Source organism: Mycobacterium sp. E2989 (assembly GCF_001667595.1).
Taxonomy (GTDB): domain Bacteria; phylum Actinomycetota; class Actinomycetes; order Mycobacteriales; family Mycobacteriaceae; genus Mycobacterium.
This window is the reverse complement of the sequence record NZ_LZJX01000130.1, coordinates 1-16,097: the sequence shown is the minus strand read 5'-3', so window position 1 is coordinate 16,097 and position 16,097 is coordinate 1. Positions and strand designations below refer to the sequence as shown.

13 protein-coding genes and 2 pseudogenes are annotated in these 16,097 nt (G+C 68.7%); 9 read left to right on the top strand and 6 right to left on the bottom strand.

Annotation, left to right across the window (positions count from 1 at the left end; translation table 11 throughout):
- From secD to A5680_RS23820, 5 genes and pseudogenes are all read left to right on the top strand, one after another.
- A pseudogene (secD, locus tag A5680_RS23840) lies at positions 1 to 1,281 on the top strand (protein translocase subunit SecD); the annotation flags it as partial.
- 3 nt (positions 1,282 to 1,284) lie between these two features.
- The gene (gene secF, locus A5680_RS23835; RefSeq protein WP_067823917.1) at positions 1,285 to 2,547 is read left to right on the top strand and encodes a protein translocase subunit SecF; all 1,263 of its coding nucleotides are present in this window, start codon (positions 1,285 to 1,287) and stop codon (positions 2,545 to 2,547) included.
- 5 nt (positions 2,548 to 2,552) lie between these two features.
- Positions 2,553 to 4,202: an ABC transporter substrate-binding protein gene (locus A5680_RS23830; RefSeq protein WP_067823914.1), complete on the top strand. Its 1,650-nt coding sequence runs from the start codon at positions 2,553 to 2,555 to the stop codon at positions 4,200 to 4,202.
- Positions 4,199 to 4,741 (top strand): adenine phosphoribosyltransferase, encoded by a 543-nt coding sequence (locus A5680_RS23825; RefSeq protein ID WP_197281128.1) that lies wholly within the window; start codon positions 4,199 to 4,201, stop codon positions 4,739 to 4,741. Before A5680_RS23830 ends, A5680_RS23825 begins: the two co-directional genes overlap by 4 nt.
- A 163-nt stretch (positions 4,742 to 4,904) precedes the next feature.
- Positions 4,905 to 7,298 (top strand): bifunctional (p)ppGpp synthetase/guanosine-3',5'-bis(diphosphate) 3'-pyrophosphohydrolase, encoded by a 2,394-nt coding sequence (locus A5680_RS23820; RefSeq protein ID WP_055400946.1) that lies wholly within the window; start codon positions 4,905 to 4,907, stop codon positions 7,296 to 7,298.
- A gap of 27 nt (positions 7,299 to 7,325) precedes the next feature.
- Here A5680_RS23820 and A5680_RS23815 read toward each other — a convergent pair whose 3' ends face one another.
- Together A5680_RS23815 and A5680_RS23810 are read right to left on the bottom strand one after the other, a co-directional pair.
- Complete coding sequence (locus A5680_RS23815) at positions 7,326 to 9,089, bottom strand: protein kinase (RefSeq protein ID WP_067823911.1); 1,764 nt, start codon at positions 9,087 to 9,089, stop codon at positions 7,326 to 7,328.
- A 46-nt stretch (positions 9,090 to 9,135) separates the two neighbouring features.
- A complete protein-coding gene (locus A5680_RS23810) occupies positions 9,136 to 10,035 on the bottom strand; it encodes a peptidylprolyl isomerase (protein ID WP_055400908.1) in 900 nt (299 codons plus the stop codon).
- Positions 10,036 to 10,152: 117 nt separating this feature from the next.
- Between A5680_RS23810 and A5680_RS23805 the strand changes: the two genes are divergently transcribed.
- Positions 10,153 to 10,815 (top strand): MBL fold metallo-hydrolase, encoded by a 663-nt coding sequence (locus tag A5680_RS23805; protein WP_055400910.1) that lies wholly within the window; start codon positions 10,153 to 10,155, stop codon positions 10,813 to 10,815.
- On the top strand, positions 10,812 to 12,074 hold the full coding sequence (gene hisS, locus A5680_RS23800) for a histidine--tRNA ligase (RefSeq protein WP_055400912.1): 1,263 nt from the start codon (positions 10,812 to 10,814) through the stop codon (positions 12,072 to 12,074). Before A5680_RS23805 ends, hisS begins: the two co-directional genes overlap by 4 nt.
- Positions 12,075 to 12,105: 31 nt before the next feature.
- On the opposite strand, the gene A5680_RS23795 is transcribed toward hisS, so the two are convergent.
- The 3 genes from A5680_RS23795 to A5680_RS23785 all read right to left on the bottom strand — a co-directional run bounded on the left by A5680_RS23795 (position 12,106) and on the right by A5680_RS23785 (position 13,301).
- Positions 12,106 to 12,408 carry a hypothetical protein gene (locus A5680_RS23795; protein ID WP_067823907.1) on the bottom strand — a complete coding sequence of 101 codons (303 nt, stop codon included), beginning with the start codon at positions 12,406 to 12,408 and terminating at the stop codon, positions 12,106 to 12,108.
- 56 nt (positions 12,409 to 12,464) lie between these two features.
- Positions 12,465 to 12,692, bottom strand: a complete 228-nt coding sequence (locus A5680_RS23790; protein WP_055400916.1) for a hypothetical protein — start codon at positions 12,690 to 12,692, stop codon at positions 12,465 to 12,467.
- A gap of 123 nt (positions 12,693 to 12,815) precedes the next feature.
- Entirely contained in the window at positions 12,816 to 13,301 is a 486-nt protein-coding gene (locus A5680_RS23785) for a polyketide cyclase (protein ID WP_067823904.1), read from the bottom strand.
- A 266-nt stretch (positions 13,302 to 13,567) separates the two neighbouring features.
- On the opposite strand from A5680_RS23785, the gene mdlC reads away from it, so the two are divergent.
- A complete protein-coding gene (gene mdlC / locus A5680_RS23780; RefSeq protein WP_067823901.1) occupies positions 13,568 to 15,181 on the top strand; it encodes a benzoylformate decarboxylase in 1,614 nt (537 codons plus the stop codon).
- 314 nt (positions 15,182 to 15,495) lie between these two features.
- The gene (locus A5680_RS26125) at positions 15,496 to 15,738 is read left to right on the top strand and encodes a hypothetical protein (protein ID WP_197499840.1); all 243 of its coding nucleotides are present in this window, start codon (positions 15,496 to 15,498) and stop codon (positions 15,736 to 15,738) included.
- On the opposite strand, the pseudogene A5680_RS25510 reads toward A5680_RS26125, so the two are convergent.
- Positions 15,687 to 15,941: pseudogene (locus tag A5680_RS25510) on the bottom strand (radical SAM protein); the annotation flags it as partial. The gene A5680_RS26125 and the pseudogene A5680_RS25510 sit on opposite strands and share 52 nt — an antisense overlap.
- Between the last annotated feature and the right edge of the window lie 156 nt (positions 15,942 to 16,097).

Genomic DNA, 16,097 nt, shown 5'->3' with positions numbered 1-16,097 from the left:
ACCCTCGGCTTCGAAAGCATGTCCCGCGCAAAGGCTTTCAGGCCTCGCGCCGCGCCCAGCCCGGCGCCGGCCCCCGCGCCTGCGCCGGCGCCGGCGGGCAACCCGCCGCCGGCCGACGTGCCTCCGGCCGAGCAGCCCGCGCCCGCCGATCCGCGCAAGGACCTCGCCGACCGGATCGCCGATGAGAAGAAGTGGCGGCAGAGCACCCGTCAGGGCATCCAGTTCCTCGCCCTGCAGTTCCAGGCAACCCGTTGCGACAAAGAGGACATCCTCGCCGGCAACGACGACCCGAACCTGCCGCTGGTGACGTGCTCGACCGATCACAAGGTGGCCTACCTGCTGGCGCCGTCGATCATCAGCGGCGATCAGATCCAGGACGCCACGTCGGGCATGAATCAGCGCGGCATCGGTTACGTGGTGGACGTCCAGTTCAAGCCCGCGGCGGCCAACACCTGGGCCGACTTCACCGCCGCCCACGTCGGCACCCAGACCGCCTTCACGCTGGACTCGCAGGTGGTCAGCGCCCCGATGATCCAGGAAGCCATTCCCGGCGGGCGGACCCAAATCACCGGTGGCGACCCGCCGTTCACCGCCTCAACCGCGCGCCAGCTGGCCAACGTCCTCAAGTACGGCTCGCTGCCGCTGTCCTTCCAATCGTCGGAGGCCCAAACCGTCTCGGCCACACTGGGATTGACGTCGCTGCGGGCGGGTCTGATGGCGGGTGCGATCGGTCTGGTCCTGGTGCTGCTGTACTCGTTGCTGTATTACCGGGTACTCGGCCTGCTGACCGCACTGTCGTTGGTCGCTTCCGGCGCAATGGTTTTCGCGATATTGGTGCTCCTGGGCAGGTATATCAACTACACCCTGGACCTGGCCGGCATCGCCGGTCTGATCATCGGTATCGGCACCACGGCGGACTCCTTCGTGGTGTTCTTCGAACGCATCAAAGACGAGATCCGCGAAGGCCGTTCGTTCCGGTCGGCGGTTCCGCGCGGTTGGGTGCGGGCGCGCAAGACGATCGTGTCGGGCAACGCCGTCACCTTCCTGGCCGCCGCGGTGCTGTACTTCCTGGCGATCGGCCAGGTGAAGGGCTTCGCCTTCACGTTGGGCCTCACCACCATCCTTGACCTGGTCGTGGTGTTCCTGGTGACCTGGCCGCTGGTGTACCTGGCCTCCAAGTCGCCGACGCTGGCAAAGCCCGCGTACAACGGCCTCGGAGCCGTTCAGCAGGTCGCCCGCGAACGCCGGGCTTCGTCGCAAGTGAAGACGGGACGGGGATAACCCATGAGTGCCTCCAAGGCATCCAAGGACGCCGCCGAAATCACCGAGGCCTCGGGCGTCGAGGAGCCGGCCGACGACGGCGCCGGCCAGCCGCGGCACAGCTTCATCTCGCGGCTCTACACCGGCACCGGCGCCTTCGAAGTGGTCGGACGCCGCCGGCTGTGGTTCGGCATCAGCGGCGCGATCGTCGCCATCGCCGTGCTCAGCATCGTCCTGCGGGGCTTCACCTTCGGGATCGACTTCAACGGCGGGACCACCGTGTCGATGCCCGCGAACGGCGGGTCGGGCACGGTCACCACCGCCGCGGTGTCCGACGTCTTCCGGAAGACCATTGGCCGCGACCCGGAATCGGTGGTGATCGTCGGCAACGGCGCCTCGGCGACGGTGCAGATCCGCTCGGAGACGCTGTCCAACGACCAGACGTCCAAGCTGCGCAACGCCCTGTTCGACGCGTTCGGGCCCAAGGGCGCCGACGGCAAGCCGAGCAAGCAGGCCATCAGCGACTCGGCGGTGTCGGAAACCTGGGGTGACCAGATCACCAAGAAGGCGCTGATCGCGCTGGTGGTGTTCCTGGCGCTGGTCGCGCTGTACATCACGGTGCGCTACGAGCGCTACATGACGGCCGCCGCGATCGCGGCGATGTTCTTCGACCTGACCGTCACCGCGGGCGTGTACTCGCTGGTGGGCTTCGAGGTCACCCCGGCCACCGTCATCGGGCTGCTGACCATCCTCGGTTTCTCGCTGTACGACACCGTCATCGTGTTCGACAAGGTCGAGGAGAACACCCACGGCTTCCAGCACACCACCCGGCGCACGTTCGCCGAACAGGCCAACCTGGCGATCAACCAGACGTTCATGCGCTCGATCAACACCAGCCTGATCGGGGTGTTGCCGGTGCTGGCGCTGATGGTGGTCGCGGTCTGGCTGCTGGGCGTCGGCACCCTGAAGGACCTGGCGCTGGTGCAGCTGATCGGCATCATGATCGGCACCTACTCGTCGATCTTCTTCGCCACCCCGCTGCTGGTCACCATGCGCGAGCGCACCGAGCTGGTGCGCACGCACACCCGCCGCGTCAAGCGTCGCCGCTCCGCGGGGGCCGAGCCCGTCGAGGCGAAGGTCACCGAGGATTCGGAGCCGGAGGCCACCGCGGCCGAGCCCGCATCATCCGACAAGCCCGCACCGAGCAAGCCGGCGCCCGGCGCGCGCCCGGTGCGGCCGACCGGAACCCGGCGTCCGAGCGGCAAGCGAAACGCCGGCCGGCGGTAGTCGCCATGGCCACCAGGTATCGCCTCGTCGGGGGCGCTATCGGTTTGGCCGCAATGCTCGTCGCGGCCGTCACGCTGGCCGCGTGCTCGGGCAGCGCCGCGTCCCAGATCGACTACGTGGTCGACGGGCCGCTGGTCACCTACAACACCAACACCGTCGTCGGCGCCGCGTCGGCCGGGGCGCAGGCGTTCGCCCGCACGCTCGCCGGCTTCAGCTACCACGGCCCGGACGGGCAGACCGTCGCCGACCGTGACTTCGGCACCGTCTCGGTGGTGGGCGGTTCGCCGCTGGTGCTCGACTACCAGATCGCCGACAACGCCGTGTACTCCGACGGCAAGCCGGTGACCTGCGACGACCTGGTGCTGGCCTGGGCCGCGCAGTCCGGCCGGTATCCCGACTTCAACGCCGCCACCCAGGCCGGCTACCTCGACATCGCCAACGTCGAGTGCCTGCCCGGCCAGAAGAAGGCCAGGGTGTCGTTCGTCCCGGACCGCGGCATCGTCGACTACAACCAGCTGTTCACCGCCACGTCGCTGATGCCGTCGCACATCATCGCCGACCAGCTGCACGTCGACGTGACGGCGGCGCTGCTGAGCAACAACACCCAGCTGGTGCAGCAGATCGCCAAGCTGTGGAACACCATCTGGGACCTCAAACCCGGCATCGATCTCAAGCGTTTCCCGTCGTCGGGTCCGTACAAGATCGAACGCGTCCTGGACGGCGGCGCGGTGGTGCTCGTCGCCAACGACCGGTGGTGGGGCCCCAAGGCGATCACCAAGCGCATCACCGTCTGGCCCCAGGGCCCCGACATTCAGGACCGGGTCAACAACCGCAGCGTCGACGTGGTCGACGTGGCCGCGGGCTCGTCGGGAACGCTGACCACGCCGGACAACTACGGCCGCTCCGATTCGCCGTCGGCCGGCATCGAGCAGCTGATCTTCGCGCCGCAGGGGCCGCTGTCGCAGCCCAAGGCCCGCCGCGCGCTCGCGTTGTGCACCCCGCGCGACACGCTCGCGCGCGACGCCGGGGTGCCGATCGCCAATTCCCGCCTGAACCCGGCCGCCGACGACCCCGTCGCCGCCGCCGACGGCGCCGCCGAGGCCGGCCAGTTCGCCAAGGCCGACCCCGGCGCCGCCCGCGACGCACTTGGTGGCACGCCGACGACGGTGCGGATCGGCTACCAGGGGCCCAACGCGCGGCTCGCGGTCAACGTCGGGGTGATCACCAAGGCCTGCGCCGCGGCCGGCATCACCGTCGCCAACGTCGCCCTGGACACCTCGGGGCCGCAGGCCCTCAAGGACGGCAAGATCGACGTGCTGCTGGCCAGCACGGGCGGGGCCGCCGGCAGCGGGTCGACGGGCTCGTCGGCGATGGACGCCTACGACCTGCACAGCGGCAACGGCAACAACCTGTCCGGGTATGCCAACCCGCAGGTCGACAGCGCGATCGGGGCGCTGGCCGTCTCGGCCGACCCCGCCGAGCGCGCCCGGCTGCTGGGCGAAGCGGCGCCGGTACTGTGGGGCGACATGCCGACCCTGCCCCTCTACCGGCAGCAACGCACGCTGTTGATGTCGAAGAAGATGTACGCGGTGACCAAGAACCCGACTCGCTGGGGCGCGGGCTGGAACATGGACCGATGGGCGCTGGTCCAGTGACGCGCGCCGGCGGCAGCGCGCCGGTGGCCAGCGTCATCGCCGCGCTGCTGCGCGAGGTGTCCAACTTTCCCAAGCCGGGTGTCCAATTCAGGGATCTGACCCCGGTGTTCGCCGACCCCGAGGGGTTCGCGGCGATCACCGACGCGCTGGCCGAGATCGCGTCGGGCGCCGACCTGGTGGCCGGGATCGACGCGCGCGGCTTCCTGGCCGCGGCCGCGGTCGCCGACCGGCTGCGCACCGGCGTGCTGGCGATCCGCAAGGGCGGCAAGCTGCCGCCGCCGGTGCACGCCGAGCACTACGACCTGGAGTACGGCAGCGCCACCCTGGAGATCCCCGCCGACGGCATCCGGCTGCGCGGGCGTCGGGTGGTGATCATCGACGACGTGCTGGCCACCGGGGGCAGCCTCGCGGCGGCGGCGCGGCTGCTGGAACGGACCGGGGCGACGGTGATCGCGGCGGCGGTGATCCTCGAGCTGACCGCGCTCGGCGGCCGCGAGGCGCTGGCGGAGTTCCCGGTGCACAGCCTGAGCCGGCTCTAGCGCAGGCCGCTCGCTTGAGTGAACTGGCGGCGTCGAGTGTGTCGCCAGGGCGCGGATCTCGCCGTTTCGTCGCCCTGGCCACACACCCGAAGCCCTGAGCGCGCACTCAAGGCGGCCGGGGGATGAGACTTTGGCGATATCCTCGAAGTCGGAGGTGACCATCGTGGCGGACGAGAAAGGCGCGGCGCAGGCGCTTGACGCGCCCACGGACGTCGGTGAGGCCCTGCTGGTCGGGGAGCCGGTCACCGCGCAGGCCGCCGAGCCGCCGGAGCAGCCGACCGAGACGCTGAAGACCACCAGCAGCGCGTCGCGCCGGGTCCGGGCCCGGCTGGCCCGCCGGATGACCTCCCAGCGCACCACGCTCAACCCCGTGCTCGAGCCGCTGGTGGCGGTGCACCGGGAGATCTATCCCAAGGCGAACGTGTCGTTGCTGCAGCGCGCCTTCGAGGTCGCGGACGAGCGGCACGCCACCCAGCTGCGCCACTCCGGCGACCCCTACATCACCCACCCCCTGGCCGTGGCCAACATCCTCGCCGAATTGGGCATGGACACCACCACTTTGGTGGCCGCGCTGCTGCACGACACCATCGAGGACACCGGCTACACGCTCGAGCAGATGTCCGAGGAGTTCGGCGACGAGGTGGCGCACCTGGTCGACGGGGTGACCAAGCTGGACCGGGTGGTGCTGGGCACCGCCGCCGAGGGCGAGACCATCCGCAAGATGATCACCGCGATGGCCCGCGACCCCCGGGTGCTGGTGATCAAGGTCGCCGACCGGCTGCACAACATGCGCACCATGCGCTTCCTGCCGCCGGAGAAGCAGGCGCGCAAGGCCCGCGAGACGCTGGAAGTCATTGCGCCCCTTGCGCATCGGCTGGGTATGGCCAGCGTCAAGTGGGAGCTGGAGGACTTGTCCTTCGCGATCCTGCACCCGAAGAAGTACGACGAGATCGTCCGGTTGGTCGCCGGCCGCGCACCGTCGCGGGACACCTATCTGGCCAAGGTCCGCGCCGAGATCATCAACACCCTGAACGCGTCGAAGATCAAGGCGACGGTGGAGGGCCGGCCCAAGCACTACTGGTCGATCTACCAGAAGATGATCGTCAAGGGCCGCGACTTCGACGACATCCACGACCTGGTCGGCATCCGGATCCTGTGCGACGAGATCCGGGACTGCTATGCCGCTGTGGGCGTGGTGCATTCGCTGTGGCAGCCGATGGCGGGGCGGTTCAAGGACTACATCGCCCAGCCGCGGTACGGCGTCTACCAGTCGCTGCACACCACCGTCGTCGGCCCGGAGGGCAAGCCGCTGGAGGTGCAGATCCGCACCCGCGACATGCACCGCACCGCCGAATACGGCATCGCCGCGCACTGGCGGTACAAGGAAGCCAAGGGCCGCAACGGTCTTCCGCATCCGCACGCCGCCGCCGAGATCGACGACATGGCCTGGATGCGCCAGCTGCTCGACTGGCAACGGGAGGCGGCGGACCCGGGCGAGTTCCTGGAGTCGTTGCGCTACGACCTTGCGGTGCAAGAGATCTTCGTGTTCACCCCCAAGGGGGATGTGATCACCCTGCCCAACGGGTCGACGCCGGTGGACTTCGCCTACGCGGTCCACACCGAGGTCGGCCACCGCTGCATCGGCGCGCGGGTCAACGGGCGGTTGGTGGCGCTGGAACGAAAGCTGGAAAACGGCGAAGTCGTAGAGGTTTTCACGTCGAAGGCCCCCAACGCCGGGCCGTCGCGGGACTGGCAACAGTTCGTGGTGTCCCCGCGCGCCAAGACGAAGATCCGGCAGTGGTTCGCCAAGGAGCGCCGCGAGGAGGCGCTGGAGGCCGGCAAGGACGCGATGGCCCGCGAGGTGCGCCGGGGCGGACTTCCCTTGCAGCGCTTGGTCAATGGCGAATCCATGGCGGCGGTGGCCCGCGAACTGCACTACGCCGACGTGTCGGCGCTCTACACGGCGATCGGCGAGGGTCACGTGTCGGCGCGCCACGTCGTGCAGCGGCTGCTCGCCGAACTGGGCGGGATCGACCAGGCCGAAGAGGATCTCGCCGAGCGGTCCACGCCCACGACCATGCTGCGGCGTCCGCGCAGCAGCGACGACGTCGGGGTCTCGGTCCCCGGCGCGCCGGGCGTGCTGTCCAAGCTGGCCAAGTGCTGCACGCCGGTGCCCGGCGACCAGATCATGGGGTTCGTCACCCGCGGCGGGGGCGTGAGCGTGCACCGCACCGACTGCACCAACGCGGCGTCACTGCAGCAGCAGTCCGAGCGCATCATCGAGGTGCACTGGGCGCCGTCGCCGTCCTCGGTGTTCCTGGTGGCGATCCAGGTCGAGGCGCTCGACCGGCACCGGTTGCTCTCCGACGTCACACGGGTGCTGGCCGACGAGAAGGTCAACATCCTGTCGGCGTCGGTCACCACGTCCGGCGACCGGGTGGCGATCAGCCGGTTCACCTTCGAGATGGGCGACCCCAAGCACCTCGGGCATCTGCTCAACGTGGTGCGCAACGTCGAAGGGGTCTTCGACGTCTACCGGGTGACGTCGGCGGCCTAGCGGCGGGTCGCCGCCATCAGGTCGGCGCTAGCCGACGCGCACCGAGTTGATCGTGACCGGGTTGGTGGGTGGCCCGCTCTGCCGGTTGCCGGCGATGCCGGCGCCGGCGATCTTGTCCAGGACCGCCAGGCCGGCCTCGGTGATGGTGCCGAACACCGTGCTCTGCGGCTCCATTTCCGAATCCCGGAACACCAGGACGAATTGGCTGCCGTTGGTGTTGGGTCCCTCGGTGGCCATGATCACGGTGCCCCGCGGGTAGACCACGGTGGCCCTCAGCGCGGGGTCCCCGGCCGGGTACTGGTTGGTGGGATATTCGTCCGCGAACTGATAGCCGGGGCCGCCGGAGCCGTCGGCGTCGGGGCCGCCGCACAGCAGCGATCCGCCGTCGGTCGAGTTGATCAGCCGGGCGCACTGGGTGCTGTCGAAGAATTGCTGCTTCGCCAGACTGACGAAGCTGTTGACCGCACAAGGGGATTCGTTGTTGGCGAGCTGGATGCCGATGTCGCCGAGATTGGTCGAGATGGTGGCCGGGATCTGCGGGGGATCGGTGGAGATCCGGCCGGACCGCGGCGGGCTGACGGGTTTGACGACGGTGTCCGGCGCGCTCGGGTACTGGCAATTGGCGCCCGGGTCCGCCGGCGGCGCGAAGGCCGGCAGCGGCGGCGCCGTCGCCGCACCCTGCGCGGTGGGCCCGGGATTCGACCCCGCCCTGCCCGGCACCCGGGCGCGGGTCGGGCTGCTCGACGCCGCGCCGCTGGCGGAGTCGTCCTTCTGGGTCACCAGCGCGATCACCAACGCGACCACCGCCACCAGCGCCACGGCGGAGGCGCCGACGATGCCCAGCAGCAGGCGCCGCGATTGCGTGGGTGGGTGATACGGGGTGTCGCCGGTCGGGGGGAAGTCCTGCGTGACTGGTCCGGTGGGGGGCGGCGGTGCCGGCGGCGGCGGCGGGCTCCAGGCCGCGGTGCCGGCCGGCTCGGCCAGCGCGGCCCTGGCGGCTTCGGCGAGTTCCATCGCCGACTGGTAGCGGTGTTCGACGTCCTTGGCCATCCCGCGGGCGACCACCGCGTCGAGGGCGGGGGACACCCCGGACGCCGTGGTCGACGGCCGCGGCGGCGGGGTGTTCAGGTGCGCGTTGAGTTGTTCCTCGAGGCTGTCGCCGGCATAGGGACGCTTGCCGGTCAGGCACTCGTGCAGCACGCAGGCCAACGAGTACACGTCGGCGCGGTGATCCGTTGTGCCCCTGAACCGTTCGGGCGCCATGTAGGCGACGGTGCCCATCGTGTGCCCGGTCTGCGTGAGCGACGTGTCGGCCATGGTGCGCGCGATGCCGAAGTCGATCAGGTAGACGAAGTCCCGCGCCTTGGTGACCAGAATGTTCTTCGGCTTGATGTCGCGATGGATCAGCCCGACCTGGTGGGCGCTGTCCAGTGCGGCGGCCACCTGCTCGATCACCGCGACCGCGCGCTCGGGGGACAGCCGCCCGCCGTTTTCGTCGATGTATTCCAGCAAGTCCCGGCCCTCAATCAGCCGCATGTCGACATAGAGGCGCCCGTCGATCTCGCCGTAACCGTGGATCGGCACCACATGCGGGTCGTTCAGGCTCGCCGCGATGCGCGCCTCTCGGCGGAATCGTTGCTGAAACTCCTGATCCTCGGCCATGTTCGGCGGCAGGACTTTCAGCGCGACGACCCGGTCGGTGGCGGCGTCGTACGCGCGATAGACCTGTCCCATGCCGCCGCGCCCCAAGACGTCCAGCAATTGGTATTGCCCGAAAGACTCTGACCCCACGCAACGACCTTAAGCGGTGGACCGCCCGCGGGTCGGGCGATTGTGTCTAGTCGAGCAACAGCGACGTGATGGTGACCTCGGCCGCCGGGGCGCCGTCCTCGCCGCCGCCGGCGACACCGGCTTTGGCGATCTTGTCCAGGGTCGCCAGCCCGTCGGGCTGGATGGTGCCGAAAACGGTGTACTGGGGCGGCAGCTGGGAGTCCTTGTACACCATGAAGAACTGGCTGCCGTTGGTGCCCGGACCGGCGTTGGCCATGGCCAGGGTGCCGCGCGGGTAGAGGACGGGCTGCTGCGCCTTGGGGTCGTTCGGCGGGTACTGGTCGGTCGGATACTCGTTGGCGAACTGGTACCCCGGACCGCCCGTGCCGTCACCCTTGGGATCGCCGCATTGCAGGACGCCCAGGTCCGCCGAAGTGGTCAGCCGGTGGCACTTGGTGTTGTCGAAATACTTCTGACCGATCAGGCTCGCGAAACTGTTTACCGTGCAAGGCGATTCGTTGTTCGCGAGCATCAGGCCGATGCGCCCCTGGTTGGTGACCATGCTGGCGCTCACCGTCGCCGGATCGGTCGGCACCTTGCCGGTGCGCGGCGGCTTGACCTGCTTGGCGGCCGGTTCCGGGGACGCCGGGTACTGGCAGTTCGCGCCCAGATCGGCCGCCGCCTTGAACGGCGGCAGCGGCGGAACGGGCGGCGTCGGCCCGGCGGGGGTGGTGGACTCCGGGGAGCTGCTGGCGGCGGGCGAGGTGGTGCTCGCCGCGGTGCTGCTCTTGTGTTCGTGTTTGGTGCTGATGACCGTGAGCACCACCGCGACGACCACGGCCACCGCCACGATCGAGCCGGCCGCGATCAACGCGATCCGGCGCCTCTTGGCTTGCTTCGCGCGGCGCTCCAGCTGCCGCTCGAGCTTGCGTTTGGCGTTGGCGCGTCGCTGTTCGTTGGTCGGCACGGCCGTATGCCTCCATGGTCGGTAGGTCGGGGGCCCGCAAAAGGCGTCGGTGGCCAGCCCAGGCTAATGTGGGCGCCGCGACTGGTGTCAAGTGGGGCCCGTGGGAAACTGGGAACCGTGTTGATCACCGGATTTCCCGCGGGCATGTTGCAGTGCAACTGCTATGTGCTGGCCGAGCGGCCGGGAACGGACGCCGTCATCGTGGATCCGGGACAGCGGGTGATGGGCCAGCTGCGGCGCATCCTCGACGAGAATCGGCTGACCCCGGCGGCGGTGTTGCTCACCCACGGGCACGTCGACCACATGTGGTCCGCGCAGAAGGTGTCCGACACCTACGGCTGCCCGACCTACATCCACCCCGAGGACCGGTTCATGCTGAAAGACCCGATCTACGGCCTTGGCCCGCGGGTGGCGCAGCTGGTGGCGGGCGCCTTCTTCCGCGAGCCCAAGCAGGTCGTCGAGCTGGACCGCGACGGCGACAAGCTCGACCTGGGCAGCGTGACCATCAGCGTCGATCACACCCCGGGGCACACCCGCGGGTCGGTGGTGTTCCGGGCCTCGGGCGATAAGGACGTGGTTTTCACCGGCGACACGCTCTTCGAACGCTCGGTGGGCCGCACCGACCTGCACGGCGGCAGCGGGCGAGACCTGCTGACCTCGATCGTGAACAAGCTGCTGGTGCTCGACGACGAGACCGTGGTCCTGCCGGGGCACGGCAACGCCACCACCATCGGCGCCGAGCGCCGTTTCAACCCGTTCCTCGAGGGCCTGAGCCCGTGACCGAGTTCTCGGCGCCCAAGGGGGTGCCCGACTACGTTCCGCCGGACTCGGCGCAGTTCGTCGCCGTGCGGGACGGGTTGCTCGGCGCCGCCCGCCGGGCGGGCTACGGCGACATCGAGTTGCCCATCTTCGAAGACACCGCCCTGTTCGCGCGCGGCGTGGGCGAATCGACCGACGTGGTGTCCAAGGAGATGTACACCTTCGCCGACCGCGGCGACCGCTCGGTCACCTTGCGCCCCGAGGGCACCGCCGGGGTGGTGCGCGCCGTGATCGAGCACGGCCTGGACCGCGGCGCGCTGCCGGTCAAACTCTGTTACGCCGGGCCGTTTTTCCGGTACGAGCGCCCGCAGGCCGGCCGCTATCGGCAGCTGCAGCAGGTGGGGGTCGAGGCGATCGGTGTCGACGATCCGGCGCTGGACGCCGAGGTGATCGCCGTCGCCGACGCCGGCTTCCGATCGCTGGGCCTGGACGGGTTCCGTTTGGAGATCACCTCGCTGGGCGACGACAGCTGCCGCCCGCAGTACCGGGAGCTGCTGCAGGACTTCCTGTTTGGGCTCGACCTGGACGACGAGACGCGCCGGCGCGCCGAGATCAACCCGCTGCGGGTGCTCGACGACAAGCGGCCCGAGGTGCGGGCGATGACGGCCGACGCGCCGGTGTTGCTGGACCACCTGTCCGACGTCGCCAAGCAGCACTTCGACACCGTGCTGGCCCATTTGGACGCGCTCGGGGTGCCCTACGTCATCAACCCGCGCATGGTGCGCGGGCTGGACTATTACACGAAGACCACCTTCGAGTTCGTGCACGACGGCCTGGGCGCGCAGTCCGGCATCGGCGGCGGCGGCCGCTACGACGGGCTGATGCGCGAGCTCGGCGGACAGGACCTGTCCGGTATCGGGTTCGGGCTCGGCGTGGACCGCACCCTGCTGGCGCTGCGCGCCGAGGGCAAGAGCGTGGGGGCGACCACCCGCTGCGATGTGTTCGGCGTGCCGCTGAGCGAGCAGGCCAAGCTCAGGTTGGCGGTGCTGGCCGCGCAGCTGCGGGCCCGCGGCCTGCGCGTCGACATGGCCTACGGCGACCGGGGTCTCAAGGGCGCGATGCGCGCGGCCGACCGTTCGGGTGCCCGCATCGCGCTGGTGCTCGGCGACCGGGACATCGAGTCTCAGACGGTCGGGGTGAAGGATTTGACGACGGGGGACCAGGTCCCGGTGGCCGCGGAAGATGTTGTGGCCGAAGTGACCTCGTTACTCAATCGCTAATCAACTTGGCGCATAGCGCATTTCGGTCGCGCTAGTGTGGTTGGTTGGCCAAAAAGCAGCGCACCTGGGTGGCGGCGTCGTCCGGCTTGACTCCCATCTCCACCAGTCGCTGAACGATCTGCGCGGACGGCACCCCGCCGTCGAAATCCACCGCTATCACGTGGACGCTGGGGAACCAGTTCTCCGCGCTCACCCCGGGCGGCGGGGGCTTCGCGTCGCCCCCCAGGCATTGAACGTAGCCGTTGACGCCGGTATCGGCGTGAGCCGGCGTTGTCGCCGCCAGCGGCCCACCGATGGCCATCCCGACGGCCGCAGCGACATAGATGAAGCGCATGGGTGGGAATATACCGCGATCCGGCTCCCGAATCCGGGGAGCGGTCGAAGCGGCGATTAGCTTTTCTTGCTCGGAATGATGATCACGACGATCAGCGTGAGGATCGAGAAAAACAGCCCGAGAATTCCCCAGCCCAGCGGGTTGCGGCCCTTCATCATCGCGATTAACGCGCAGACAATTGCGGCGATCACGCTGCCGATGGCGACGAAGATGCCCTTGATGCCGCGCAGGATAAAGCCCGCCGCGACGGGGTCCGAACTCGCCAATATCACCGAATGCAACATGTCAGCGTCCTTTCATGAGGGGCCCTGAGGTGATACCCGCCCGAATGCGCGACAAAACCGCGCAACAATATCAGCGCACGCGCGAATAGCGGATCTACCAGCGTCATCGCGCCATCCGCCGGCTTAGCCGGCCGGATAACCGCGCCGGACCGTGCGATCCAGAATGCCCAAGGTCGCCCGCAATGCGCCCTCGGAGAGAATCGGGAAAATTCCGGCTTCCCGCCAGTGCTGGTCGATGTTCGACCAGTCGTAGAACGAGGTGACCACGGTGGCCGAGTTGTCCTCGGTCGGCTCGAGCCGATAGCCGTAGACATGACCGATCGGCGGGCGAATCTGGCCCAGCACCGTCCATGCGATCAGGCGATCCCGCTCGAATTCCCTGATGTCGACCGTGACGTCGTACCTGCCTAATTGCGGAAAGTCGTTCAACGCCTCGCGGTCCATGTGCACGACGAAGCGGTCACCGACACCACTCACCGGATCGCCCTCGGCGTCCTGCAGCATCCCGGACGAGTCGATGGCCACGTGGCCCTGCGGGTCGCACAGCACGGCGAAGATCTCGGGCGCGGACGCGGCAATGGTGCGCTGAACCTCGATGCGTTCGGTCATGAGCCCTCCGTTGTGCCCTGGCACAGGTTTCGTGATTGTAAATCTGGGCTGCTGTTCATTGTGCAGTCCATACCGAACGATCACGCTTCTTGCTGTGAACGCCCCTCTGATCAGGCCATCGTTTTGATCCACGGCCTGTGGATGACACCCCCGGCATGGGAGGCCTGGATCGCGCGTTACCGCGCTCGCGGTTTCGGCCCTTAGCCCCGTGCCCGGGGAACTCGACTGACTCCTTTGACAACTTCGAACGAAAGCAACGGCCACCCATGACCACAGTGCGCGACGCCATCCTCGACCTGTTCCGCTCGCACAATCTGACCACCTGGTTCGGCAATCCGGGCTCGTCGGAATTGGCGCTGCTGCAAGACTTTCCCGACGACTTCCGCTACTTCCTGGGCCTGCAGGAGATGATCCCGGTCGGGATGGCCGACGCCTACGCGCAGGTCACCCGCCGCCCCGCCGTGGTCAACCTGCACACCGCCCCGGGCATGGGCAACGCGCAAGGCCAGATTTACAACGCCTACGTCAACAAGACGCCGCTGATCATCACCGCGGGCAACCAACGCCGCAACATGCAAAATCAGTACTGCCTGCTGACCAATCACGAACCCACCACGACACCAAAGCCATTCGTGAAATGGGCTGCCGAGCCGGCCATCGCTAGTGAGTCCCCGGCCGTGCTGGCTCGGGCCATCCACCTGGCCACCACTCCGCCGATGGGCCCGGTGTTCGTCTCGCTGCCGATGGACGACATGCCGATCGAGCTGACCGACGGCCAGCTCGCTGATATCGCGGTCGTGCGCGATCGCACCGTGACCCACGCGACGGGTTTCCCGACCGAGCTGGCCGAGCAGGTCGGTGCACAACTCGACGCCGCCTCGTCGCCGGTGATCATCGTCGGCGGCGATATCGACCGCTACGACGCCTATGACGCGGTGATCGAGCTGGCCGAGCGCACCGAATCACCGGTGTTCACAGCACCATTGACCGGTTGGAGCGGGTTTCCGGAGAATCACCGGCTCTATCACGGCGCGCTGCCCCCGGGAGCGGGCTGGATCTCCGGACTTCTCGCGGGCCACGACCTGATCCTTACGATCGGGACGCCGGTCTTCCGCTATTACCCTTTGGTGCCCGGCCCGTACCTGCCCGAGGGTGCGCGCTTGATCCAGATCACCAACGATCCCGACGAGGCCGCCCGTGCCCCCGTCGGCGACGCGATCGTCGCCGACATTCGTACCGCGGTCCGGGCCTTGGCGGCGGCGGTGAAACCCACCCAGCGCTCCGCGCCCACGCCGCGCGCCGCAGTCCCCGAACGGATCTCGGAGCAGGTGCCGCTCAAGCCCGCAGATCTCTGGACCGCGGTCGCTCACGCCGCACCTGCGGACACACTATGGGTCAGCGAGGCCGGCAGCAACGAGATCACCATGACCGAAAGCATCCGTCCGGGCAATCCGCGTTCACACCTGTCGGCTGCCGGTGGGGGACTCGGCTGGGGGCTGCCAGCATCGGTCGGCGCGCAAATCGCGGCTCCCGACCGTCCGGTGGTGTCCTGCATGGGTGACGGCTCCATCCACTACGCGATCACCGCGCTGTGGAGCGCGGCACGCTACAACATCCCCCTCACTGTCGTGGTGGCGTCCAACGCCGAATACGGCGTGGTCAAAGAGTTCGGTGTCTGGGAGAAGACCCCGAATGTTCCCGGACTCGACATCCCCGGCCTCGACATCGTGGGAACCGCGGCCAGCTACGGCGTCGGCGCCCACGAAGCACACAGCTCTGACGAGGTGTACGAGCTGGTCAAAGCCGGCATCGCCGACCGCGAGCGTCCCACCCTGATCAACGCCCGCACCACACCCGTGCCCGGGGAATTGGGCAGCTAGGAGATGTCCGGTCGATGACACGATCGTTTCGGCGTTTGCCGAGGCACTTCACGGCGGCGATACGGTGGCCAGTGAGGGCACACTGGCCGAAAAGCCAAAACTATTGGGGTTTCGGCCGACAACCCGGACTGGTCTCATGGCCGCGAAGTCGCGACGACGTCCCCGGCGGCAGCCTTGCGACCGGCATGTTGGATTTGGTTGCGGCCGCCGCGATTTCACGGTGGCGCGGTCGGCCAGCGGCGGTTTCACCCTCGGTTTGGCCGCGGCATGCGATCATTACCGGCGATGAGCGCTGTATCGCAATAGGAGGATCAATGCTCCGCAAAGCCCTGACGAGAACGGCCGTGGCCGCGGCGCTCATCGGACTGGCCGCGGCGGGTGCGCCCGTCCCGGCCCGCGCGACCTCCGGCCCGGTGGGCCGGCCCGCCCCGCTGGACGATCCCGATCCGAGCCTCCCCACCAACCCGTATGACCCCCGCTGCGCGGCGATGCCCGAGTGGGAGCAGTGTCGGGGCGGGCGGTGCGTACCGCCCGCCCCGATCGAGCTGCCGCGGTAGCCGTTGACGGTGTAGCGGAAGGGCAGCGCCGAAGCATCCGGCACCCTGTTGAGCGCGGACTTGCACAGCACCTCGTGAAAGGTGATGCCGTCGAACTGTGGCGCGCGCACGCTGCGGACCAGGCCGATCCGCTGCAACCCCGGCAACGCTCCGTCCTCGACGGGCTCCCCGTTGACGGCGACAGCCTGGTCCGCCCAGCGCATGAACTATTCGAACAATAGTTCGATTGGATGTCAAGGACCCCGCTCGTCAGATGTGGCCGGGCACCACGATCGGCGGCGGGGGCGGGGGTGAGCGCTCGTTCCGGCAACCCGCACCGGCGCCCGTGGAGCCGGAACCCGTTCAGGCGACGCTGTTTT

What these genes read in the sequence shown, in the direction of transcription:
- A5680_RS26125 (WP_197499840.1), top strand. Translation starts at nt 15,496, where the DNA reads ATGCTCCGCAAAGCCCTGACGAGAACGGCCGTGGCCGCGGCGCTCATC.
- A5680_RS23830 (WP_067823914.1), top strand. Translation starts at nt 2,553, where the DNA reads ATGGCCACCAGGTATCGCCTCGTCGGGGGCGCTATCGGTTTGGCCGCA.
- A5680_RS23795 (WP_067823907.1), bottom strand. Translation starts at nt 12,408, where the DNA reads ATGCGCTTCATCTATGTCGCTGCGGCCGTCGGGATGGCCATCGGTGGG.
- A5680_RS23790 (WP_055400916.1), bottom strand. Translation starts at nt 12,692, where the DNA reads ATGTTGCATTCGGTGATATTGGCGAGTTCGGACCCCGTCGCGGCGGGC.
- A5680_RS23785 (WP_067823904.1), bottom strand. Translation starts at nt 13,301, where the DNA reads ATGACCGAACGCATCGAGGTTCAGCGCACCATTGCCGCGTCCGCGCCC.
- secF (WP_067823917.1), top strand. Translation starts at nt 1,285, where the DNA reads ATGAGTGCCTCCAAGGCATCCAAGGACGCCGCCGAAATCACCGAGGCC.
- mdlC (WP_067823901.1), top strand. Translation starts at nt 13,568, where the DNA reads ATGACCACAGTGCGCGACGCCATCCTCGACCTGTTCCGCTCGCACAAT.